Origin of the sequence: uncultured Gilvimarinus sp., from assembly GCF_963975215.1 — a bacterium.
Taxonomy (GTDB): domain Bacteria; phylum Pseudomonadota; class Gammaproteobacteria; order Pseudomonadales; family Cellvibrionaceae; genus Gilvimarinus.
In genome coordinates this window covers 64,776-88,174 of record NZ_CAXBFW010000013.1, presented here as the reverse complement: position 1 = coordinate 88,174, position 23,399 = coordinate 64,776, and the positions used below count along the sequence as shown (strand labels likewise).

21 protein-coding genes and 1 other RNA gene are annotated in these 23,399 nt (G+C 55.3%); 4 read left to right on the top strand and 18 right to left on the bottom strand.

The window, feature by feature from the left end:
- Positions 1-203 precede the first annotated feature (203 nt).
- The 18 genes from lpxC to rsmI all read right to left on the bottom strand — a co-directional run bounded on the left by lpxC (position 204) and on the right by rsmI (position 19,734).
- The gene (lpxC, locus tag AAC019_RS10445; protein ID WP_339898780.1) at positions 204-1,115 is read right to left on the bottom strand and encodes a UDP-3-O-acyl-N-acetylglucosamine deacetylase; all 912 of its coding nucleotides are present in this window, start codon (positions 1,113-1,115) and stop codon (positions 204-206) included.
- A gap of 325 nt (positions 1,116-1,440) precedes the next feature.
- The gene (gene ftsZ / locus AAC019_RS10440; RefSeq protein ID WP_339898779.1) at positions 1,441-2,595 is read right to left on the bottom strand and encodes a cell division protein FtsZ; all 1,155 of its coding nucleotides are present in this window, start codon (positions 2,593-2,595) and stop codon (positions 1,441-1,443) included.
- A 66-nt stretch (positions 2,596-2,661) separates the two neighbouring features.
- Positions 2,662-3,897 (bottom strand): cell division protein FtsA, encoded by a 1,236-nt coding sequence (gene ftsA, locus AAC019_RS10435; RefSeq protein WP_339898778.1) that lies wholly within the window; start codon positions 3,895-3,897, stop codon positions 2,662-2,664.
- A 37-nt stretch (positions 3,898-3,934) separates the two neighbouring features.
- Positions 3,935-4,753 carry a cell division protein FtsQ/DivIB gene (locus tag AAC019_RS10430; RefSeq protein ID WP_339898777.1) on the bottom strand — a complete coding sequence of 273 codons (819 nt, stop codon included), beginning with the start codon at positions 4,751-4,753 and terminating at the stop codon, positions 3,935-3,937.
- Positions 4,750-5,685 carry a D-alanine--D-alanine ligase gene (locus tag AAC019_RS10425; RefSeq protein WP_339898775.1) on the bottom strand — a complete coding sequence of 312 codons (936 nt, stop codon included), beginning with the start codon at positions 5,683-5,685 and terminating at the stop codon, positions 4,750-4,752. The genes AAC019_RS10430 and AAC019_RS10425 overlap by 4 nt, the downstream gene beginning before the upstream one ends.
- A gap of 11 nt (positions 5,686-5,696) precedes the next feature.
- Positions 5,697-7,124 (bottom strand): UDP-N-acetylmuramate--L-alanine ligase, encoded by a 1,428-nt coding sequence (gene murC / locus AAC019_RS10420; RefSeq protein WP_339898773.1) that lies wholly within the window; start codon positions 7,122-7,124, stop codon positions 5,697-5,699.
- The gene (gene murG, locus AAC019_RS10415; protein WP_339898772.1) at positions 7,117-8,187 is read right to left on the bottom strand and encodes an undecaprenyldiphospho-muramoylpentapeptide beta-N-acetylglucosaminyltransferase; all 1,071 of its coding nucleotides are present in this window, start codon (positions 8,185-8,187) and stop codon (positions 7,117-7,119) included. Before murG ends, murC begins: the two co-directional genes overlap by 8 nt.
- On the bottom strand, positions 8,184-9,389 hold the full coding sequence (gene ftsW / locus AAC019_RS10410) for a putative lipid II flippase FtsW (RefSeq protein WP_339898770.1): 1,206 nt from the start codon (positions 9,387-9,389) through the stop codon (positions 8,184-8,186). Before ftsW ends, murG begins: the two co-directional genes overlap by 4 nt.
- The gene (gene murD, locus AAC019_RS10405) at positions 9,386-10,729 is read right to left on the bottom strand and encodes a UDP-N-acetylmuramoyl-L-alanine--D-glutamate ligase (RefSeq protein ID WP_339898768.1); all 1,344 of its coding nucleotides are present in this window, start codon (positions 10,727-10,729) and stop codon (positions 9,386-9,388) included. The genes ftsW and murD overlap by 4 nt, the downstream gene beginning before the upstream one ends.
- Before the next feature lie 20 nt (positions 10,730-10,749).
- Positions 10,750-11,832, bottom strand: a complete 1,083-nt coding sequence (gene mraY / locus AAC019_RS10400) for a phospho-N-acetylmuramoyl-pentapeptide-transferase (protein ID WP_339898767.1) — start codon at positions 11,830-11,832, stop codon at positions 10,750-10,752.
- The gene (gene murF / locus AAC019_RS10395) at positions 11,833-13,197 is read right to left on the bottom strand and encodes a UDP-N-acetylmuramoyl-tripeptide--D-alanyl-D-alanine ligase (protein WP_339898765.1); all 1,365 of its coding nucleotides are present in this window, start codon (positions 13,195-13,197) and stop codon (positions 11,833-11,835) included.
- 8 nt (positions 13,198-13,205) lie between these two features.
- A complete protein-coding gene (locus AAC019_RS10390; RefSeq protein WP_339898763.1) occupies positions 13,206-14,738 on the bottom strand; it encodes a UDP-N-acetylmuramoyl-L-alanyl-D-glutamate--2,6-diaminopimelate ligase in 1,533 nt (510 codons plus the stop codon).
- Entirely contained in the window at positions 14,735-16,483 is a 1,749-nt protein-coding gene (locus AAC019_RS10385; protein WP_339898762.1) for a penicillin-binding protein 2, read from the bottom strand. The genes AAC019_RS10390 and AAC019_RS10385 overlap by 4 nt, the downstream gene beginning before the upstream one ends.
- Entirely contained in the window at positions 16,484-16,786 is a 303-nt protein-coding gene (ftsL, locus tag AAC019_RS10380; RefSeq protein WP_339898760.1) for a cell division protein FtsL, read from the bottom strand.
- A 5-nt stretch (positions 16,787-16,791) separates the two neighbouring features.
- Positions 16,792-17,724, bottom strand: coding sequence for a 16S rRNA (cytosine(1402)-N(4))-methyltransferase RsmH (gene rsmH / locus AAC019_RS10375; protein WP_339898759.1), 933 nt, complete (start codon positions 17,722-17,724; stop codon positions 16,792-16,794).
- An 8-nt stretch (positions 17,725-17,732) separates the two neighbouring features.
- Complete coding sequence (mraZ, locus tag AAC019_RS10370; protein WP_041522469.1) at positions 17,733-18,173, bottom strand: division/cell wall cluster transcriptional repressor MraZ; 441 nt, start codon at positions 18,171-18,173, stop codon at positions 17,733-17,735.
- A gap of 322 nt (positions 18,174-18,495) precedes the next feature.
- Positions 18,496-18,846, bottom strand: an RNA gene (rnpB, locus tag AAC019_RS10365) — RNase P RNA component class A.
- 42 nt (positions 18,847-18,888) lie between these two features.
- Positions 18,889-19,734, bottom strand: a complete 846-nt coding sequence (rsmI, locus tag AAC019_RS10360) for a 16S rRNA (cytidine(1402)-2'-O)-methyltransferase (RefSeq protein WP_339898758.1) — start codon at positions 19,732-19,734, stop codon at positions 18,889-18,891.
- Between the two features lie 78 nt (positions 19,735-19,812).
- Here rsmI and AAC019_RS10355 point away from each other — a divergent pair, with 78 nt between their 5' ends.
- The 4 genes from AAC019_RS10355 to AAC019_RS10340 are packed head-to-tail and all read left to right on the top strand — an operon-like array spanning position 19,813 to position 23,388.
- Positions 19,813-21,813 (top strand): penicillin-binding protein activator, encoded by a 2,001-nt coding sequence (locus AAC019_RS10355; protein WP_339898757.1) that lies wholly within the window; start codon positions 19,813-19,815, stop codon positions 21,811-21,813.
- Positions 21,810-22,199, top strand: a complete 390-nt coding sequence (locus AAC019_RS10350; RefSeq protein ID WP_339898756.1) for a YraN family protein — start codon at positions 21,810-21,812, stop codon at positions 22,197-22,199. The genes AAC019_RS10355 and AAC019_RS10350 overlap by 4 nt, the downstream gene beginning before the upstream one ends.
- A 23-nt stretch (positions 22,200-22,222) precedes the next feature.
- The gene (locus tag AAC019_RS10345) at positions 22,223-22,810 is read left to right on the top strand and encodes an SIS domain-containing protein (RefSeq protein ID WP_041524482.1); all 588 of its coding nucleotides are present in this window, start codon (positions 22,223-22,225) and stop codon (positions 22,808-22,810) included.
- Complete coding sequence (locus AAC019_RS10340; protein WP_339898755.1) at positions 22,810-23,388, top strand: BON domain-containing protein; 579 nt, start codon at positions 22,810-22,812, stop codon at positions 23,386-23,388. The genes AAC019_RS10345 and AAC019_RS10340 overlap by 1 nt, the downstream gene beginning before the upstream one ends.
- Positions 23,389-23,399 lie beyond the last annotated feature (11 nt).

The following is a 23,399-nucleotide window of genomic DNA, read 5'->3' as shown; positions in this document are numbered from 1 at the left end:
ACTAACATACCCACAGGGCCAGTAATGCCTAGATTTTTACACCATTTCACTTACATGTCGTCGTTATATCGCGCCGTTATTTATATTTCGATTTCGTTATTTACGCGGTAAATTTTGCCAACTATATAAAAAAGGCTCACAGAGTACAATCTGCGAGCCTCTTTTTACTGGCAATTATCGCCGCAACGATAACCCGTCGAATGCTATACGGCGAGCAGCGGTTTCATATATGAAATGGGCGCTGCATTCTCATCATCAAACGTGACCACTTCCCAGGCGTCTTTTTGCGCAATAAGCTGGCGCAGCGACTTATTGTTAAGCGCGTGACCCGATTTATGAGCCTTAAACTCACCAATCAAGCTATTACCCAGCAAGTACAAATCGCCAATGGCGTCTAACACCTTGTGCTTAACAAACTCGTCTTCGTAGCGCAGGCCGTCTTCGTTAAGGATACGGTACTCATCAACCACGATGGCGTTATCAACACTGCCGCCCTTAGCCAAACCTTTAGAGCGCAGGTATTCGATTTCATGCATAAAGCCAAACGTGCGGGCACGGCTAACCTCTTTAACAAACGAGGTGCTGGAGAAGTCGACCGAAGTTTCAAGCGCGCGGCCCTTAAACACCGGGTGGTCAAACTCGATCGAGAAAGACACTTTAAAGCCATCAAACGGGATAAAACTGGCGGTTTTATCGCCATCCTGTACGGTAACCGGGCGTTTGATGCGGATAAACTTCTTCGCCGCCGCCTGCTCCTGGATGCCCGCTGACTGAATCAAAAACACAAACGGACCGGCGCTGCCATCCATAATCGGCACTTCCGGTGCACTCACCTCGACAATCGCGTTGTCGATGCCAAGCCCCGCCATGGCCGAGAGCAAATGCTCTACCGTGGAGACCTTCACATCCCCTTTTACCAGGCTGGTGGACAGCGTGGTATCGCCCACATTCTCGGCTTTGGCTTCAATCTCAACCACCGGATCGAGGTCGACCCGACGAAACACAATGCCGCTGTCGATTTCGGCAGGCAAGAGTGTGAGATAAACTTTTTGCCCGGTGTGAAGACCCACACCTGTGGCGCGAATGGCATTTTTAAGGGTACGCTGTCTGATCATTGTTGGGTTTGGCTCTATATAGATGGTGTAAACAAACATCCCGTGCAGGCGTTATATTCGATCGCACAAGTCACAGCTAATTGCCGAAAATACCGACATTAACCCGCATCTTCACGGAAGTTTCGACCCTAAAAAAACGTCAGGCCCCAACAAAACCACCGCACAGCGATATCGCCCATCTTTTATGGCTGCGTAAAGCGGCGAACTATAGCAAAAAATGCTCAGATTCACCAGCCATTAGCAAGCGGCCGCACCAGCTTTGTGCGGCCGCTATAGCGTTTGCGGCACACGACTGTGTGCGCCACAAACGCCACGGCTTAATGACTTAATCGGCCTGACGGCGCAAAAAGGCCGGAATATCCAGATATTCCATGTCTTTATCTACTGCCGGTGCGGCAGCCGCCGCTTGACCGCCCGCATTGCGCATAACCGTTGGACGATCCAGGGCCGAGTAATCCAGCTGGCCATCGGCGCGACGAGTGTTATCCACCACCACCTTGGTGGGCGCTTTAGCCGCCTGCCCGGCAATACCCAAGCCAGTTGCTACCACGGTAACGCGCAGCTCGTCCTGCAGCTCTGGGTCGATCACAGTACCCACAACGATGGTCGCGTCATCCGATGAGAACTCGGCAATGGTTTCACCCACCTCGCCATACTCGCCCAACGACAAATCCATACCGGCGGTAATATTCACCAAAATGCCGCGCGCGCCTTGCAGGTTCACATCCTCCAGCAACGGGCTGCGGATAGCCGCCTCGGCCGCTTCGCGGGCGCGGTTGTCACCGGTAGCGTGTGCCGTGCCCATCATGGCCATGCCCATTTCAGACATAACGGTTTTCACATCGGCAAAGTCGACGTTGATCATACCGGGGCGGATGATTAGATCGGCAATGCCCTGAACGGCGCCCTGCAACACACTGTTGGCCGCTTTAAAGGCATCCAGCAAGCTGGTGGCCTTACCCAGTACCGAGAGCAGCTTTTCATTGGGGATGGTAATTAAAGAGTCGACGCGCTCTTGCAACTCTTTAATACCGGCTTCCGCCACCTGCATACGCTTGCGGCCCTCAAACGGAAATGGCTTGGTAACGACCGCGACCGTCAGGATATCCATATCGCGGGCAACCTCTGCCACGATGGGCGCGGCACCGGTACCGGTACCACCGCCCATACCCGCGGCGATAAATACCATATCGGCCCCCTGAAGGACTTCGGCGATACGCTCGCGATCTTCCATCGCAGCGTGGCGACCAATCTCGGGGTTAGCACCCGCACCCAAGCCCTTGGTCATGCTGTTGCCCAACTGCAAAGCAACTCGCGCGTCTACATCTTTAAGGGCCTGCGCGTCGGTGTTGGCGCAGATAAACTCTACACCTTCAACGTTGTTTTCAATCATGTGTTTTACGGCGTTGCCACCACCACCGCCGACACCAATAACTTTGATCACTGCATTTTGTGGCATGCTGTCTACGAGCTCGAACATGGCTATATCCTCTCTTCCGTAAAGTAAAATTTAAAAGTTAAAAAATAAAATTTGAAGATTAAAAAATTAAAATTCGCCCTGAAACATTCTTTTCAGTTTGCTAAAAAACGTAGGTTCACTATCGCTTGCCGGTGTCGTGTGATTTTCGCCCAAATGTTGCTTTACGGCGTATTGCAACAGCCCCACACCGGTGGAGTAAATTGGATTGTTTACGATGTCGGATAACCCGGTAATGTTTTGCGGTGCACCCAACCTTACCGGCATATGAAAGATCTCTTCGGCCAACTCGACCACGCCTTCCATTTTTGCGGTGCCGCCGGTTAGCACAATGCCCCCGGGCAGCATGTCTTCAAACCCGCTGCGTCGCAGCTCGGCCAACACCAAGGTAAACAACTCGTCGTAACGCGGCTCGACCACCTCGGCCAACGCCTGACGCGATAAATTACGGGCGGCGCGATCGCCAACACTTGGCACCTTGATGGTTTCATCGGGGCCGGTTAGCTTCGCCAGTGCGCAGGCGTACTTAATTTTTATCTCTTCGGCATTTTGTGTCGGGGTACGCAAGGCCATGGCAATATCATTGGTCACCTGATCACCGGCAATGGGAATAACCCCTGTATGACGAATCGCACCATCGGTAAAAATGGCGATATCTGTCGTGCCGCCACCAATATCGACGATACACACACCCAAATCGCGCTCATCATCAGTAAGTACCGAGTAGCTTGAGGCGAGCTGCTCTAAAATGACATCTTCCACCTCAAGGCCACAGCGCTTGATGCATTTTTCGATATTCTGCGCCGCATTCACCGCGCAGGTCACCAGATGCACTTTTGCCTCAAGCCGTACACCCGACATACCCAGAGGCTCTTTAACGCCTTCCTGGTCATCGATCAAAAACTCCTGCGGCAAAATGTGCAGAATTTTTTGATCGGCGGGAATCGCGACCGCTTGCGCGGCATCAATCACCCGGTCTACATCCTGCGAAAAAACTTCGCGATCCCTAATGGCGACAATCCCATGGGAGTTCAAGCTGCGAATATGACTACCGGCAATACCCGCGTAAACCGAGTGAATTTGGCAGCCAGCCATTAACTCAGCCTCCTCAACCGCTCGCTGAATCGAGTGCACAGTGGATTCAATATTCACCACCACGCCTTTTTTCAGCCCGTTAGAGCGACACGAGCCAATACCGACGATCTCCAAATCCCCGTCAGGGGTAATGGCGCCGACGATGGCTACCACTTTGGATGTGCCGATATCCAAGCCCACTATCATTTTGTTGTCGTTTGAGCCCGCCATTTAAATGGACCTCTTTCCCCAATACTTAATGTGTGAGTTAACTGGCTTCTTCCACCAGCACTTCATATTCATTCGACCAGGCGACTGCCAGGCCGTTGGTATAGCGCAAATCAACTCGCACTACGGCGTCAAACTGCGGCACTAAATGCTCGTCGTATACCAGCAAAAAGCGCTGTATTTTTTCCGCCAAGTCATCTTTACCTAACACGAGCTCGACACCGCCATTTAAGGTGATCCGCCAGGTGCTTAGCTCATCTACCCACAGCCGCACAATGGTTAAATTACGCGAGCGCAGCAAACCGGATAAATCCTGGTACTGCTGCATGATCCGGGTTGATTGCTCTTCGCGGCCGCTCAGCTCGGGCATATCGCTTAGCAGCTCCGTCTCATCGGTCGTAATAACTTCGCCGCGCTGATTTAAAAAACCCTTGTCGCCCCAACGCGCAATCGGCACTTGTTCGACCAGCGTTACCACCAGCGCGCTGGGTAAACTGCGGGTAATCACCGCGCGCTCGATCCAGCTGTGTTGCTCAATTTTTTGCTTTAACTCGGTAATATCCAAGTCGACAAAATCGTTATCAATCGCTGCACCAATCAAATCGGTGGCCGCCTCACGAGTCACAAAGTGAAACGGCCCTTCAACACGCACCTCATCGACCGGGTGCTGCAAAATCCGGTTGGCCGCGGCACCACCATAGTGATAAACCCCAAAGCCAATACCGGCGACAAACACCACCAGAGCAGCCCGCGACACCAATACAAACAAACGAGCAACCACTGACGAGCTGGACGAGCGGCTGGCACCTTTAGGTGTCGCCTGACGGTAGCCTTTGGCGCGCGCCGCTCGTTTACTCATTGGCTTAAACTCTCCGACAAAATCGCCAGTATCAATGCATTAAAATCCAGCCCCGTCGCCTTAGCGGCCATGGGTACCAATGAGTGATCGGTCATGCCCGGCACGGTATTCACCTCCAGCATCTGGAATACGCCATTGCTGTCGCACATCACATCAACCCGGCCCCAACCACGGCAACCAATACTGCGAAATGCTTGCAACGCTTGCGCCTGAAGTTGCTGCTCGGTCGTCTCATCCAAACCACAAGGGCACAAGTAGCGGGTGTCGTCGGCAAAATATTTAGCGTCGTAATCGTAAAACGTATGGTCTGTTTCAAGTTTTATGGGTGGTAATGCCCGTTCACCCAAAATCGCCACTGTGTACTCCGCGCCGGTAATTAACCGCTCGGCAATTACCACGGCATCAAACTTAGCCGCTGCCACGTAAGCGTCTTTTAGCGCGCCGGGGCTACTCACCCGAGCCATACCAATGCTCGAGCCCTCGTGAGCGGGCTTAACCATCACATCGCCGCCCAACGTATTTAACACGCCGGCCCAATCTGATTGTTCGTTGAGCACTGCAAAGTCCGGAGTATTAACACCAATACCGCGCCACAGTTGTTTGGTGCGCAGTTTATCCATGCCAATGGCCGAGGCTTGCACATCGCTACCTGTGTAGGGAATATCCAAATACTCCAGCACCGCCTGAATGCGTCCATCCTCACCACCGGGGCCGTGCAGCGCGATAAAAGCGCGATCAATACCGGCTTTTTGCAGGTGATCGATACTGTGCTCGCCAATATCGATAGCCACATGCTCGACACCCAGCTCAGACAGCGCAGCGACCACGGCCGCACCACTGCGTAGCGAAATCTCACGCTCGGCCGAGCGACCGCCAAACAGTACGCCAACACGCCCTAGCTGCTTTATTAATTGGCTGTTTTGCTCTTTCATTAATACATCCACTACTGAATGAGTTGGCGTTTAGCGAGCTCTACCGCTAACGCCCCCACATTACCCGCACCTTGGGTAATCACAATATCTCCGGCGCGAGCAATATCTTTAATAACACCGGGCACGCCGTCCACACCTTCGACAAAAATCGGGTCTACCTGACCGCGATTGCGAATACTGCGGGACAGTTGGCGCCCATCCGCCCCGGGGATCGACTCTTCGCCAGCGCTGTAAACCTCAAGCAACACCAGCGCATCAACACCCGATAGCACATCGACAAAATCTTCAAATAAATCGCGGGTTCGGGTATAGCGATGCGGTTGATACACCATCACCAAACGACGCTCGGGCCAGCCATCGCGGATTGCTTTGATCGTCGCACCCACCTCGCGCGGGTGATGCCCGTAATCATCCACCAACATCGCGGTACCATCTTCCACAGGGAAGTCGCCGTACACCTGAAACCGGCGCCCGACACCGGCAAAATTGCCAAGCCCGGCGACAATAGCCTCGTCACTTACGCCCTCGTCCCGTGCCACCGCAATAACGGCCAGTGCGTTTAAAATATTGTGCACGCCGGGGATGTTTAAACGAACCGACAACACCCCGTCATCAGCGCCACTCACAACATCAAACTCGCTAAACATTTTGTCCTGGCGAATATTAACGGCGCGCAAGTCGCAATCGTCATTCAGGCCATAGGTGATAACCGGGCGCGCCACCTCGGGCAAAATCTCCCGCACGATCGGGTCGTCACCACACATTACCGCCAACCCGTAAAAAGGCAGGTTGTGCAAAAACTCTACAAACGTTTGCTTCAATTTAGAGAAGTCACCGTCGTAGGTATCCATATGGTCGGCATCGATGTTAGTGACAATCGCCACCATCGGTTGCAAGTGCAAAAATGACGCGTCACTTTCGTCGGCCTCGGCCACTAAGTAGCGGCTTTCACCCAACTGAGCGTTGCTGCCGGCACTGTTTACTAAGCCACCAATAATAAACGTGGGGTGACGATCGGCCGCCGCCAACACAGATGCCAACAAGCTCGTGGTGGTGGTTTTACCGTGAGTGCCGGCAACCGCAATACCGTGGCGATAACGCATCAGCTCGCCCAGCATTTCGGCGCGGCGCACAACCGGTATGCGGTTATCCCGCGCGGCTATCATCTCGGGGTTAGACTCACCGACGGCGCTCGAGTTAACCACGACATCGGCACCCAAAACGTTACCGGCGCTGTGATTAAAATAAATGTTTGCACCTAAGCTCGCCAAACGCTGAGTAACGCTGGACTCTTTTAAATCTGACCCTGAAATCTCGTAACCTTGGTTTATCAGCACCTCTGCGATGCCGCTCATACCCGCACCACCGATACCGATAAAGTGAATACGGCGAATGCGGCGCATCTCAGGTACTTCGTAATACGTCATAACTTTATCCATGAATAAGCTCCTCGGTGAGCTTAGCGACCGCACCGGCAGCATCATCTTTATGTAAGCTTCTGGCCGCCCTGGCCATTTGCTCCAGCGCCTGGCGATCTGACAACTGCTCGCTCAGCAGCCGCGTCAGGCTCTCAGCATTTAATTGCGCCTGAGGAATACTAATACCGGCGCCGGCACTCGCCATCACCGCCGCGTTGTGTGTCTGGTGGTCGTCAATGGCGTTAGGCAGCGGAATATAAAAGGCGCCGAGCCCGGCGGCCGCCAACTCGGCCACAGTCAAAGCACCAGCGCGACACACCACCACATCGGCCCAACCATAAGCACTGGCCATATCGTTAATAAAAGGCTCGACCCGGGCCTTAACCTGATGCTCGACATAACCGGCTACCGTAGCCTCTTGATGGCGGGCGCCACACTGGTGCCACACATCAAAGGTTTGCGCCGGGGCACAGCCGGCTAATGCCGCCGGCATTAACTCGTTAATGGCCCGCGCGCCCAAGCTGCCACCCAACACCAACAACCGCAACGGCTCGGCCTGACGCTCGGCAAAGCGCCCGGCCGGCGCCGGCAGGTTTACAATCTCATCTCGCACGGGGTTACCCACCCAGTGCGCGCCCGGCAACACCTCGGCAAACCCGGTGGCAATCACCCGGGCGAAGCGGGCTAGAATTTTATTGGTGGTACCGGCAATAGCGTTTTGCTCGTGAATCACCAGCGGGATACGCAACAACCAGGCGGCCAAGCCGCCCGGACCTGACACAAAGCCACCAAAGCCCACCACTACATCGGGCTTGTTGCGGCGCAAAACACCAATCGCCTGAAACAGCGCAGCCAAAATTAAAAAAGGTGCTTTTAATAAACCCAGCGCGCCTCGACCACGCACCCCTTCGATACGAATATAATCAATGTCAATGCCAGCCTCGGGGATTACCCGTGCCTCAATACCTTTGCGGGTACCCAACCAACTCACCGACACGTTCTCAGCCGTTAACCGTCGCGCTACCGCCAGCGCAGGAAATACATGACCACCCGTGCCACCTGCCATAATCAGTACCCGACTCATGCGCTGACCTCCGCCGTGTTTTGCTCCGTATGACGCACACGGGACGGGTTAGTAACCGATATTTTTTTCTCTGGGATTGCCCGCATCTCGATATCCGCTCGCACCACAAATGCCATCAGCGCGCAGCTGACAATTAAGCTGCTGCCGCCGTAACTGATAAAGGGCAAGGTCAAACCTTTAGTCGGCAGTAAGCCCGAAGCCACCCCAACATTGATAAACACTTGTAGTGAAAACAGCACCGCCACACCAAATACCGCAAACGCTAAGAAGTGGTTAGCGCGGCTCATGCAAGTGCGAAATACCGCTAGAATACGCATAATAAGGGCACCAAAGAGCGCCAATAACACCACGCCGCCAAGCATGCCAAACTCTTCGGCATAGATGGCAAAAATAAAATCTGTGTGGGCCTCAGGTAGATAGAAAAGCTTTTGCAAGCTATTGCCCAACCCCATACCAAACCACTCACCGCGACCAAACGCGATCAATGACTGCGTCAGCTGGTAACCGGCGTTAAACTGATCCGCCCAGGGGTCCATAAAGGTTACCAACCGCTTGAGCCGGTAGGGGCTCATAATGGCAATGGCCGCCATTACCGCCACCGCACCAATTGCCAGCGGAAAAAAGTAACGCAACTTAAGTCCGGCAATAAACATCACGGCGATAACCGTTGCCGCAATCACCACCGTACTGCCAAAGTCCGGCTCTAACACCAACAGCAACAGCACCAACGCCAACAACGAAATAAGCTTGCCAAACTCGCGCCAGCCGCTAAGCCCCTGGGGGTAGCGCTGCGCAAAGTAGCTGGCAAAAAACATAAGCACGGCAAACTTAGCGATCTCGGATATTTGTACCGCAAAGAGGCCAAAGCTAATCCAACGCTGCGCGCCGTTTACCCGCTTACCAACACCCGGGACTAACACCGCGGCCAACAACACGATGGCAATAATTAATAACGGCACACTAAAACGGCGCCAGGTGTCACTCGGCAACAGCAACACCACACCTGCGCCAAGGGCACTAATCAGCAAAAACATTATATGGCGTTTAAAGAAGTACCAACTGTCATCATAGGTTGCACTGGCAAACGCCACGGAGGCCGACGCCACCATGATCAAACCTATCGACAACAGCGCCAACCACAAACACACCATGGTGCCGTCAACCGATGTGCGCGAATAAATAGCAAGCGGTGACTGCTTCATTGCAACCCTCCTACCGCCGCGCAAAAGGCATCGCCGCGCGCTTGATAATTGTCAAACATATCAAAGCTCGCGCAAGCCGGGCTGAGTAACACACGGTCGCCACTGTGCGCTAGCGCTTGAGCTTTGCTTACCGCCTCGGGCATGGAGCTGGCGCGCTCAAAGTCGATCTCGCCTTGCAGCATAGCGGCGAGCTCGCCTGCCGCCTCACCAATTAATATACAACCGCGAGCATGGGCTTTTAGCGCTGGCAAGAGTGACGTAAAAGTTTGCTCTTTGGCGACGCCGCCCAAAATAACGATCAACTTACCGTTACTATTTGCCAGACCGTTAATCGCCGCTAACGTGGCCCCGACATTGGTACCCTTAGAGTCGTTGTAGTAAACCACATCGGCCACATCCGCCACCCACTGGCAGCGATGCTCCAGGCCTTTAAAAGTCGTTAGCGTTTGCAGCATAGAAGCCATAGGCAAACCGGCCGCTTTACCAATAGCCATCGCCGCCAGGGCATTGTCGATATTGTGCCGGCCAGGCAGCTTTAACTCGGACGCTTTAATAACCGGGGTAAGGTCATCACACAGCCAGGTGTCGCCCTCTTGCTGGCGCACGCCCATATTTTTAAAGTCGGCACTGCCGGCAAACGAGCTGCGCGTCACATCGTCCGCCAGCGGCGGCTGCGTTAAGGGATCGGTGCGGTTAACCACTACGTGACGGGCGCCAAAATAGATGCGCTGCTTAGCCCGGTGGTATTCGGGCATGCCATTGTAGCGATCGAGGTGATCGGCACTCATATTTAAAATACAGGCGACAGTGGCACCGAGCTTAGTGACGGTTTCTAACTGAAAACTCGAAAGCTCAAGTACATAAAGCTCAACGTCATCGCTCAGTAAATCGAGCACCGGCGTACCTAAGTTGCCACCTACCGCCACTTTAATACCCGCGGCCTTGGCCATTTCACCCACTAACGTGGTCACGGTACTTTTGCCGTTAGAGCCGGTAATGGCTATGATCGGCGCCTTGGCGTGGCGCACAAACAACTCCACGTCACCAATCACCGGCACACCGGCTTCCCGGGCGGCGGCGATCGCGCCCATGCTTAACGGTAAACCGGGGCTGAGTACAATCTCGTCGGCACTTTGCAACAGCGACTCATCCCACGCACCAAACTGGCAGTGCACGTCGGGAAACTCAGCGGCAATTACGCCCTGCGCCGGAGGCGCCTCGCGGGTATCAAACAATACAAAGGGCAATTTTTGCGCGCGCAAAAAACGCGCCGCAGACAAACCGGATACTCCGGTGCCCACTACGGCGATCATTTTGCTTGAGGCGATCAAATTACTCACGTTGTTAATACCCTATGCGCTTAGCGCAGTTTCAGTGTCGCCAGCCCAAACAGCACGAGCATGACGGTAATAATCCAAAAGCGCACAATAACGCGCGGCTCTGGCCAACCTTTTAATTCAAAGTGATGGTGTAATGGCGCCATTCTAAAAATACGGCGACCGGTTAACTTGTAAGAGCCAACCTGCAAAATCACTGAGACGGTCTCCATGACAAAGACGCCACCCATAATAAAGAACACCACTTCGTGGCGAACAATAACGGCGATAATGCCCAGTGCCGCACCCAGCGAAAGCGCACCTACATCGCCCATAAATACTTGCGCGGGATAGGTGTTAAACCATAAAAACCCTAACCCCGCACCACACAGGGCCGCGCAAAACACCACCAACTCGCCACTGCCCGGAACATGAGCAATATGCAGGTACTGGGCAAATTCGTAGTGGCCCGTCACATAGGCGATAACCCCTAGCGCGCCGGCCACCATTACCGAGGGCATAATTGCCAAACCGTCCAGACCATCGGTTAAGTTGACGGCGTTACTCGCGCCCACTACGACGAAGTAGCTAAGCACTACGTAAAAAATACCCAGCTCTAAAGCAAAACTTTTTAAAAACGGCAAAAATAACTGGGTTTCTGCGGGCAAGGTTGCCGTGGCGTACAGGTAAATAGCCGCCCCCAAACCACCGACCGACTGCCAAAAATACTTCCAGCGGGCGGGCAAACCCCGTGAATTCTTCTGAACCACTTTGCGATAGTCATCGACCCAACCCACCGCGCCAAAGATTGCCGTTACCACCAGTACAACCCATACATAGCGATTACTTAAATCCGACCACAGCAAACTGCTGATAAATATGGCCGCCAGAATTAACGTGCCGCCCATAGTAGGCGTGCCGGATTTACTTAAATGTGACTGCGGCCCGTCATCGCGAACCGATTGGCCGATTTGCAACTGGTTTAGTTTGCGAATCATCCACGGCCCCAGCAACAGCGAAATACCCAACGCTGTCATCACCCCCAATATGGCGCGCAGGGTTAAGTACTGGAACACAAAAAAGCCGCGATAATATTCTTGTAATTGCTCGGCCAGCCATAACAACATTTATTGTTTCTCCTCGTCAGTCAGAGCCCGAACCACGACGTCCATTCGGGCACTACGCGAGCCTTTAATTAATAATGTGCAATCTGCTCCGCTGGCAACCTTATAAAGATGCGCAATCAACTCATCGTGCGTATCAAAATGCCGGCTCGTGCCGGTAAAGTTATCGCTTACCGCCTGAGCCAGTGAGCCGCAACTAAACACTGCCTGCAGTTTTTTTCCGGCGGCATAATCGCCTATCTCGGCGTGCATTAGGTAAGCCTCTTCACCCAGCTCACCCATATCGCCAATCACTAAAATAGTATTGCCGGGCATCTCGGCCAGCACATCAATCGCGGCCCTTACCGAACCCGGGTTAGCGTTGTAGCTGTCATCGATGACACGGATTCCGGCGCGCCCGACACTGATATTCATGCGCCCTGCTACCGGCGAAAAGCTATTGAGGCCGGTAAGGATTGCGGCATCACTGGCGCCTACCGCATGGGCACAACAAGCAGCGGCCAACGCATTGCGCACACTGTGTAAGCCAATCGCCGGCAACGTAATCGGTACCGATCGGCCACATAGATTTAAGGTAAAACGCGTCGTCAAACCGCGCAGCGCAATATCGCTGGCGTAACAATCGGCGGCGGGGTTGGCCAGGGCAAAGCAAAGGTGTGAGCGATCGTGCAGCTGCGCGAGCCACATGGGCGCAAACTGATCGTCGAGATTGATAACACAGGTGCCGTCGGCGGCCACACCTTGATAAATTTCGCCTTTAGCGTCGGCAACACCTTCAATCGAGCCGAAGCCTTCCAAATGTGCAGGCATCACGTTGTTAACCAGCGCCACGTCCGGCCGCGCCAACTCACACAGATAGGCAATTTCGCCAATGGCGCTGGCACCCATCTCGATCACGGCATATTTTTCGTGACCATCCAGACGCAACAGCGTCAGTGGCACGCCAATGTGGTTATTCAGGTTACCCTGAGTGGACATTACGTCGCCCTGGCAGCGCAAAATACCGTCGACCATAGAGCGCACCGACGTTTTACCGCTCGAGCCGGTAATCGCCACCACTGGCCCCTCAAACCGCTCGCGATTTAACCGGGCGATCTCACCCAGGCCCAGCACAGTATCGTCGACCTGTAACTGTGGCAGCGTGCAAGCTGGCTCCAGAGTATCAACCAGTGCCGCCACAGCGCCGGCGGCCTGGACCTCCGATAAGTACTGATGACCATCAAAGCGCGGGCCGCGCAGAGCGACAAACAAATCGCCCGCCTGAATATGTCGCGAGTCGGTACACACCCGATTAAAATCCACCGAGGCGCCGTTCGCCATCGCGGTTAAGTGCGGGGCAAAGTCCCGCTGCAGCTGTGCAATCGACATAGTGCCTATCATGCCTGCCCTCCCGCTGCGATTTTTTCCAGACGGCGCACTAGGGCCGTTCTCGCCTGCTGTAAATCACTGAAGGGCAGCTGCCGCTGGGAGAATATTTGCACCGCTTCATGACCTTTGCCCGCCAGTAGCACTGTATCGCCGGCGCGTGCTTGCTGTACCGCCAGGTCGATGGCTTTATCGCGCTCGGCAATCACCAGACAGCGCTCGGGGTGGTGCATGCCGCGAACAATTTCGCTGGCAATACTCGCCGGGTCTTCGCCGCGCGGATTATCGTTGGTCACGATCGTATAGTCGGCCGACTTTTCGGCGACGCGTCCCATTGCCGGGCGCTTTTCACGATCGCGATCGCCACCACAGCCAAACACACACCACAAGCTACCTTCGGTGTGGCGACGCAACGCGCGCAGTGTTTTTTCCAGGGCATCCGGTGTGTGAGCATAATCAACCACCACCTGAACCCCCTGATCGGCACGTACCGTTACCTGCTCCATGCGTCCGGGGGCCGGCTGCAATTGCGGCACTGCCGCGGCAATTTTATCCAGTGGATAACCTTGCGCTATCGCCACAGCAACCGCCGCTAAAATATTGCTCGCATTAAAGTCACCAATCAGCGATGAACTAAGCGGCGCACTACCCACAGGGGTGCAAAGGGTGCCGGCAATGCCATGGGCTGAGTATTCGAGCCCTTCAAAGTAAAGATCCGCTTTTTTCGAGCTTAGCGAGTAACTCAACACCTGATTCAAAGTCTCGGCTTTTTTCAGCAGAGATTTACACCAACTGTCATCACGGTTCACCACCGCGCACTGCAAATCTCGCGCTTTTAACAAGCGCGCTTTCGCTTTGCCATAGGCTTTTAAGTCGCCGTGAAAATCCAGATGATCGTGGGATAAATTGGTAAACACAGCCGTCGACATGCGCACCGCCTTAACCCGCCCCTGAACCAGCGCATGAGAGGAAACCTCCATTGCCACGGTTTTAATGCGTTGCTCGGCCAGATCGCGTAACAGCGCCTGACTCGAAACAGCATCAGGCGTGGTAAAGCCCGTGCTTTGCAAGGTTTCGCCAACCCGGCCATAACCCAGAGTGCCCACAACCGCCGAGCGCTCACCAAGCGCCTCAAGCAGTTGCGCGATCAGCAAACTACAGGTGGTTTTACCATTGGTGCCAGTTACGCCGATAATGTTTAACCCGGCGCTCGGGTCGGCGTAGGCACGCCCGGCTATCTCGCTCAATTTACCGGCCAACCCGGCTACCGCAATAAGCGGCACGGCACCGCGGTACTCCAGCGCATTGGCTTTGCCTTCCGCCTCGATAAAAACAGCGCTGGCTCCGCGGTTAATGGCATCGTTAATATAGTCGCGCCCATCCACAGTCGCGCCCTGCAGCGCCACAAAAATATGCCCCGGCATAATACGGCGACTATCCGATTGCAGCACCGACCAACGCACCGAATCCAGCTCGCCGAGTGTGTCGTCATCTAATAGCTGCGCCAGCGTCATGGCGCGCTCATTGGCTCGGGCAGTAATCACAGTAGTGCCCCTCCATGCTGTGCCAGAGTAGGCGCCGGCTCTAATTTTCTGACGCTCACGCGGGTGCCTTTGTTTTCAGGCGGCTCTTGCAACAAACGCAACGCTCCACCGGTAATACTGGAGAACAAAGGCGCAGCCACCTGACCGCCGTGGTATTTGTCATCGCGCGGTTCATCGATCATAACCGCCACCACAATGGCGGGATCTTGCGCAGGCGCCACCCCGACAAACGAGCCCACATAACGGTTATCGGCGTAACCACCAGCATCCGCTTTGTGCGCCGTACCGGTTTTGCCTGCCACCGAGTATGAGTCGACATTGGCCCGGGTACCCGTACCTCCTTTAGCAACCACCTTGCGCAACATTTTCATGACTTGTTGCGTGTACTGCGCATCCACTACGTGCTCACCGGGGATCTCTTCTCCCTCTTTGCGCAGCAGCGACACGGGATGCTTTACCCCGCCGCTGGCAAGTACGCTGTAAGCTTGCGCAAGCTGCACCATGGTAAGGTTTAACCCATAACCAAACGCGTAAGTAGCCTGCTGAATGGGCTTCCACTTTCTGTATGAGGGCAACACGCCAACGGCTTCTCCCGGAAACCCGGTGCCAGTACCCTGCCCCAACCCGAGGCGATAATACATATTGCGAACGGTGTCCGGATCCATCTTCAGGGCCAGCTTGGTCATACCCACCTGGCTCGACTTGGCAATAATTCGGCTTAAATCCAGCTTGCCGTAATCAACCGGGTCATAAAGTGCCTTACGCCCCACCTGAACGTAACCCGGCGTGGTATCAATCACGTTATAGGGGTGAAACTTACCGGTCTCTAGTGCCGCCACCATGGCCAGCGGCTTCATGGTCGAGCCCGGCTCAAATACATCAGTCAAAGCGCGATTGCGTAAACTGGCAGCTTTGATACTGTTGCGATCATTCGGGTTGTACGAGGGCTGATTCACCATCGCCAGAATTTCTCCGGTGTGCACATCCAACACCACCACCGAGCCCGCTTTTGCACCAAACTCCTGCACCGCTTTTTTCAGCTCGCGATGGGCAAGATGCTGCAAACGTAAATCAATGCTTAACGCCAAAGGCCGCCCACTGCGGGCGGCCTTGGTTAGTCCCAGATCTTTAACGGTGCGCCCGCGCAGATCTTTAATCACCTGCTTGGCGCCACTCTCCCCGGTCAGCCAGGCATCGTAGGCAAGCTCCATCCCCTCCTGGCCGCGATCGTCGACATCGGTAATGCCCACCAGCTGCGCCGCCACTTCACCGGCGGGGTAATAACGCCGGTATTCGCGCTGGGCGTAAACGCCATCCACTCCCAACGCCAAAATCGCCTGCGCCTCTTGCGGGGGCAAGTGCCGCTCTAAATACATAAATTCTTTATTGGCAAAACGCGATAGGCGCGACTCAAGCTCCGCCTGACTCCAGCCCAGTTTTTGCGACAGCGCCGCCCACTGCTGCGGCTTTTGCAGCAACACTTGCGGGTTAGCCCAGATAGATTCAACCGGTGTACTCACGGCGAGCGGCTCGCCATTGCGATCGGTGATCACGCCGCGATAGGCGCTGATCGGCTCGCTGCGCAAGGTGCGGGCATTGCCCTGGCCCTGCAAAAACTCAAAACCACGGTCAGCGTCGGGCAACACCTGCAACGACGCTATTCGCCCAAGCAGCGCAACAGCAAGCACCAGCAAAGCCAGTAGCACACTGTAAAAACGCCAGGACTTTAGCGTGAGTTGCCGCACTTAACGCTCCTTCTCGATTAAGATAATTTGGCTCGCATCCGGGACTTTCATACCCAATTGCTCGCTTGCTTGTTTTTCCACCCGGGTATAAGAGGCCCAGGTGCTCTGCTCTAATAAATACTGTCCCCACTGAACCTCTAAATCAGCCGACTCGCGGCGCAGGGCTTCCAGCTCGTTGGTATCGCGCCGCACTTGCTGGGTAACCGCAACAACCGCCAGTGCCGAGACAATATTGGCAAGCCACAAGCCCACCACCAGCATCCAGCGCCCCGCACTAACTCCCGCTACCCGCCCGTGACTCACAGCGGTTACGCGAGTTTTTCAGCAACGCGCATCACCGCACTGCGCGCGCGTACGTTGCGCCCCAACTCATCGCCGCCAGCCTTAACCGCCTTTGAGCGACTGCGCAAACGCCGGTTTAATTGCGACTCCATTAAAGGCACGCCGCGCGGCACCGGGTCGCCCTTCTCGTGACGGCGAATAAACCGCTTTACCAGGCGATCTTCCAGCGAGTGAAAACTGATCACCACCAAGCGGCCGCCAACGGCCAACATCTCTAGCGCCTGGTCCAGCACGCTTTCCAGATCGCCAAGCTCGTTATTGATGTGTATGCGAATCCCCTGAAACGCCCGGGTAGCAGGGTGCTTGCCCTTCTCCCAAGCGGGATTGGCCTCTTTTAAAATGTGCGCCAAACGTCCGGTCCGGGTAATGGGCGATTGCTCGCGCTCACGCACCACCGCATTGGCCATGCGCTTGGCAAAGCGCTCTTCGCCGTACTCTTTCATAACCCGGGCAAGCTCGCCCTCGGCGACGGTATTAATCCAATCGGCCGCACTCATCCCGCGGGTTTGATCCATCCGCATATCGAGTGGGCCATCGTTTAAAAAGCTGAAGCCGCGCTCGGGCTCATCCAGCTGCGGGGAAGAAACCCCCAAATCCAACAAAATGCCATCTACCTTGCCCACCATATCGCGCTCGCCTATCAGGCGGCTCAACTCGGCAAAACTGGTGTGCTCTATCGCAAAGCGCGCATCGGCGCCAAAGCGTTGATGCGCCACCTCAATAGCACTGGCGTCTTTATCGATCGCCAGCAGTTGGCCGTCGGTATTTAAGCGGCTCAGAATGCGATCACTGTGCCCGCCGCGTCCAAAAGTACCGTCGACATAAAAGCCCGACGCGTTTTCAACCAGCGCGTCAACCGCCTCATCGAGAAGCACGGTAATATGTGGCTGCTCACCCATGTTGTCTCCTATAACACCAGTGACTGCAGTTCTTCGGGCATGTCGTCGTCGCCGGGCTCTTCCATCTGGGCAAACCAGCTGCTTTCACTCCACAACTCCAGCTTGTCACCAAGCCCTGCAAGCATCAGTTTTTTATCCAGATCAGCGTAAGAACGCAGCGTTGGCGGCACCAGAATCCGACCATTAGCATCCATTTCGAGAGAGCAGGCGTAGCCGATCAGCAACCGCTGAACCCGGCGTGACGCCTTATTCATAGTGGGTAAGCTTTGAATTTTGGGGAGAATTTCCTGCCATTTAGGCTCGGGAAACACCAACAAGCAACGATCTTCGGTATGGGCCGTCACCACCAAACGTCCGGCACACGACTCCACCAACCCTTCACGTACTCGGGTCGGTATCGCCATACGCCCTTTGGCGTCCATATTGATGGCATGACTACCTGTAAACACTTTTCACCACTTATTAGGGGTTTGATTCCACAAAAAACCACTATTACCCACTTTTTTCCACATTGCACACTATAAATCCGGTGGGATCAAAGTCAAGCAAGCACGCAGGAAAATGCAGGTAAAATTCACAAAAGCAGGGGAAAAGTTCGTTAACTGGTCGACATCTAACAAAGGAATCGCGCCAAAATAAGGACGATTCTCTTTGATTTACAAACAGATAGACGAAACTCTTAAGAAGTTACTTTAAGTATGGGATCGTTTCGGTTTAAGCGAGGATCTAACATAGACGATCGCGGCATATAGAACGCGACCTAAAGAAGTAGTTCGGAGCCGGCCTGTAAGCCGGGTTCTGTCTGGGACAGTCATTCATCTGGGATGTATGTCACCACACACCTCATGCAACCTACCCGAATCCAGTGCGGGCCACACCAATGGATTCCTATTTGGTCTTGCTCCGAGCGGGGTTTACCATGCCACGGACTGTTACCAGCCGCGCGGTGCGCTCTTACCGCACCCTTTCACCCTTACCGGCAACCGAAGCTGCTTAGGCGGTCTACTCTCTGCTGCACTTTCCGTAAGCTCGCACTTCCCAGGCGTTACCTGGCGCTCTGCCCTATGGAGCCCGGACTTTCCTCCACCCGCAAAAGCGAGCAGCGACTGCCGAGCCGACTCCGAGCCAACACCTTAGCGTAGCGCCCCTAAAAGTCAAGCAAAGTTAATCCGCCCGTTGGGCCAGCGCCCACTGATACAGCTCGTTTTTCTTGGCACCGGTTAACTTCGCGCCCAATGCGGCCGCCTGCTTGACCGGCAGCTCGTCGAGCAAAACACTCATCACCCGCTCGGTCTCGGCACTCATGCCCGCTTTGCGCTCGGGGGCACCGTGTACCAATAGCACAATCTCGCCGCGCTGCTGATTGCTGTCGGCCGCGATCCAGTCCGCCATGTCGCTCGCGCCCGCGGTATAAATGGTCTCAAACGTTTTACTGATTTCCCGGGCAATCACCAACTCGCGATCCGGGCCAAAAGCGCGCGCCATATCCTGCACGCACGCCAGCACCCGGTGAGGCGCCTCGTAAAAAATTAGGGTGCGCGCCTCATCGGCCAGCGCCTCAAGGGCGGCTAATCGCGCACCGGCCTTGGCGGGCAAAAAACCTTCAAACGTAAAACGATTAGACGGCAGCCCGGCGGCACTCAAGGCCGCCACAAAAGCGCAGGGCCCCGGGATTGGCACCACTCGCACACCGGCCTGACGCGCCGCACGCACCAGCCGGTAGCCCGGATCTGAGACCAGCGGCGTACCGGCATCACTGATTAACGCCACCTCCTCGCCCGCCAGTAATTGCGTTAGAATCTGCTCGGTGCGTTTATCATCACTGTGATCATGGTACGCAATACAGCGGCCAGTTATGGCAAAATGCTCCAGCAAACGGGCACTGTGGCGAGTATCCTCACAGGCGATCAAGGCAACGGACTGGAGCACCTGCACCGCGCGCGGTACCATATCCCCCAAGTTTCCGATGGGTGTGGCTACGACATATAATGTACCGAGCGACTGCGACATAATGGCACCTGATTAACAAAAGCCGCAGTTTACCACCGCGAGCACGTCACCGCTGCCCATCTCAACAAGAGTCGAACCATGCGCAATAACCTAGCACGAGCTTTGTCTGTCCTAACTCTGGGCGTGATCCTAACCGCCTGCGCACCGCAAACCACCCGCACAGACAGCACCGACACCCCCAAAACCAGCGCCCAGCAGCTCGAGCGCGAAGTGTCCCAACTGGTGGATAAAGCCCGTCAGGGCAGCGCCGATGAGCGCGTCACTTACTTACTGCAAGCCGCCGACTTACTGCACGAGCAAGCGCAGGATGACTGGGCGTTCTCGCTGCTGCAGCCGTTATCGCCGCAGGCGATGAGCGACGCGCAATATCTAACTTACCTGCAAAGCTACAGCGCCATTGCCTACGCCAGCGATCATTTTTTTGCCGCGCGCGATGCGTTAACCAGCAACCGGCTGGAGCAACTGTGGCGCAACCTGACCCCCGACCAACAGCGCGACCTGCTAGAGCTGCGAGCGCAAACCAACTCCGTACTGGGCGACTACCAAGCCAGCCTCGCGGCGCGGGTCGAGCTGGGCTATTTATTGGGGCGCGACGAGCTGTACCTAAACAACGAGGCGATTTGGCAGGATTTGATGAGCCTGTCTGGCGACGAGCTTGCCACCTTGGCCAACAACCCCGACAGCCCCACCCTGGGCCGCTGGGCCGAGCTTGCACAAGTCACCCGGGACAGTGCCGCCAACCTTAATCGTCAGCTGGAGCGGGTCGATTTATGGCGCATGCAAAACCCCACCCACCCCGCCAACCTGGAGCTGCCCAGCGACCTGCAACTACTGGGACAACTGATCGCCCGGCAACCCAAAACCATCGCCCTACTGCTGCCACAAAGTGGCCGTTTAGCCGGCGCCGCAAGCGCCGTGCGCGATGGCTTTTTGGCCGCTTATTTTGCCGAGCGCAGCGCCGAGCAAAGCCCCACTATTCGCCAATACGACACCGAGTCCGCCGACATTAACCAGCTTTACGATCAAGCTGTCAGCGACGGGGCCGAGCTTGTAGTCGGGCCACTGGCCAAAGAAAACGTCGACGCCCTCGCCCAGCGGGCCGCGCTAAGCGTACCGGTTTTAGCCCTTAACTATCGCGAGCAACCGAGCAAACAAAACGCCCCCATTACCAGCATTAATCTGGGTGAACTAACCATTCCGCAAATGCAACCTAAATTGCCTGGGGTAATTTCTCTTGGGGCCAGTGCAGCCACGCCCGACAACAACGCGCAAACCACGCCAGCCGACAATAGTCTCTTTGCCCCGGCACTGTACCAATTTGGCCTGGCGGCCGAAGATGAAGCCCGGCAAATTGCCCGCCATGCGCACCTGCAGGGTCACCGCCGCGCCATGATCATAGCGCCCGATATCGACTGGGCCGAGCGCAGCATCGATGCGTTTATTGGGCAGTGGCAGCAACTCGATGGCGAGGTGGTAGCACTAAGCCGCTATGTCGGCGCCGGCGATTACTCCGACGTATTAAAACGCACACTGCTGGTCGACGACAGCGAGCGGCGCCACAGCGAGCTGCGCAAAATTATCTACACCAACACCCACTTTGAGCCGCGCCGGCGCAAAGACGTCGAGATGATTTTTTTAATCGCTAACCCACCTCAGGCGCGACAAATTAAACCGACCCTGGCGTTTCATTACGCCGGTGACATTCCGGTGTATGCCACCAGCCAAATTTACAACGGCACCGACAACCCCAAGGCCGATCGCGACCTAAACGGCATTCGCTTTAACACACTGCCATGGCTGTTTGCCGATACCCCGGAAGCGCAATCGATTAAAGCCAACACCGATGCGCCACCAGCGTACGAGCGGCTGCACGCTATGGGCGCCGATGCCTACCATCTGTACCCGCGCCTGCCGCAACTAAAGCATTTGCCGCAAACCCGGGTGCTGGGCGCCACCGGCACTTTAAGCATGCAGCAAGACGGGCGCATTGTGCGGGAGCAAATTTGGGCTGAATTTGACGGCGGTGTTGCCACCCCCATCAGCAACAGCGCCATTGAGCGCGCCAACCCACGCAAGTGATCAAACAGGCGCTCAACAAACTGCAAGCAAAACGCAGCCGCGGCGCGCAGGCCGAGCAGCGCGCACGGCAATTTTTAGAGCGCGCCGGGCTTAGCTTTGTCGCCGCCAATATCAGCGGAGGCGGCGGTGAGATAGACTTAATTATGCGCGAACAAACCACTCTGGTGTTTGTCGAGGTCAGGCTGCGGGGCAACCAGCGCTTTGCCAGCGCCAGCGAAAGCGTTACCCACAGCAAACAGCGCAAGCTGATGCAGGCGGCGCAATACTACCTTCAGCGCGAAAAACTCACCGATAAAGTCCCCTGTCGATTTGATGTGGTAGCATTGCAAACACTGGACTCGGAGCAGCAACCCGAGTGGATCAAAAACGCCTTTGGCGCGGCTTAATGCCTAACGATAACGAGACAATTATGGATCAGCGGGTCATCACCCTCTTTCACGAAAGTATCGAAGCCAAAATGCAGGCGGGCGAACAGCTTGCCCCGCTCATTGCCCACAGCAGTGAACTGATAGTAGAAAGCCTGCTTAACGAGGGCAAAATTATCACCGTCGGCAACGGCGCCAGCGCGGCCCTGGCCCAAACCTTTAGTGCAAGTTTACTAAACCGCTTTGAGCACGAGCGCCCCAGCCTGCCAGCCATTAACATCGGCGCCGACGTTATTACCCAATCGGCCATTGCCCACGACTACACCTACAACGAGATCTACGCCAAACAGATCCGCGCACTCGGGCAGCCGGGCGATGTCCTGGTATTGCTCAGCGCCTCGGGCAGCGCCAGTAACTTACTGCAGGCGATCAGCGCCGCCCACGACCGCGACATCACCGTTATTGCCCTTACCGGGCGCGACAGTGACGATGTCATTGCACTGTTGGACAATCGCGATGTCGAACTGCGGGCACCCGATGCAAGCTTTGCCCGCATTCACGAAGTCCACTTGCTTACGCTTTTTTGCCTGTGTGATTTAATTGAAGAACAACTGTTTGGGAGCCACGAATAATGCCTCACTTACTGTCCCGCTGGCTGCTAATAGGTGCCCTTCTGGCACTTGGCAGCGGTTGCACCAGTATCATTAGCGCCACCACCGACGAGCCGATTAAAATCAACCCGGGCAAGCGCTCTTTGGGAGTAAAAATCGACGACAGCCAGATCGAGACGATTGCCTCCGTCAATATCGACAAAGCCAGCAGCGTTTTGGATAACGCCCCTGTTAGTGTCCACAGTTTTAACGCCGTGGTACTGCTGGTGGGTCAGGTTCCCACCAACGAGGCGCGCGAGCTGGCCGGCAACACCGTACGCAAAATGCCCAACGTTCGTCAGGTGCACAACGAGCTACAGGTTCAGGCCCCCATCTCTTTACTCGCGGGGGCCAACGATAGCTGGCTAAGCACCAAAATACGCTCTAAGCTATTGACCAATCGCGACATTGAAAGCGGCCGCGTGCAGATCGTCACCGAAAACAACACCGTTTTTCTGATGGGGCTGGTCACCCGGGCCGAAGCCGAAACGGTTACCGACATCGCCCGTCATACCGGTGGAGTGCAAAAAGTTGTACGAGTGTTTGAATACATCGACTAATAGCTAACAAA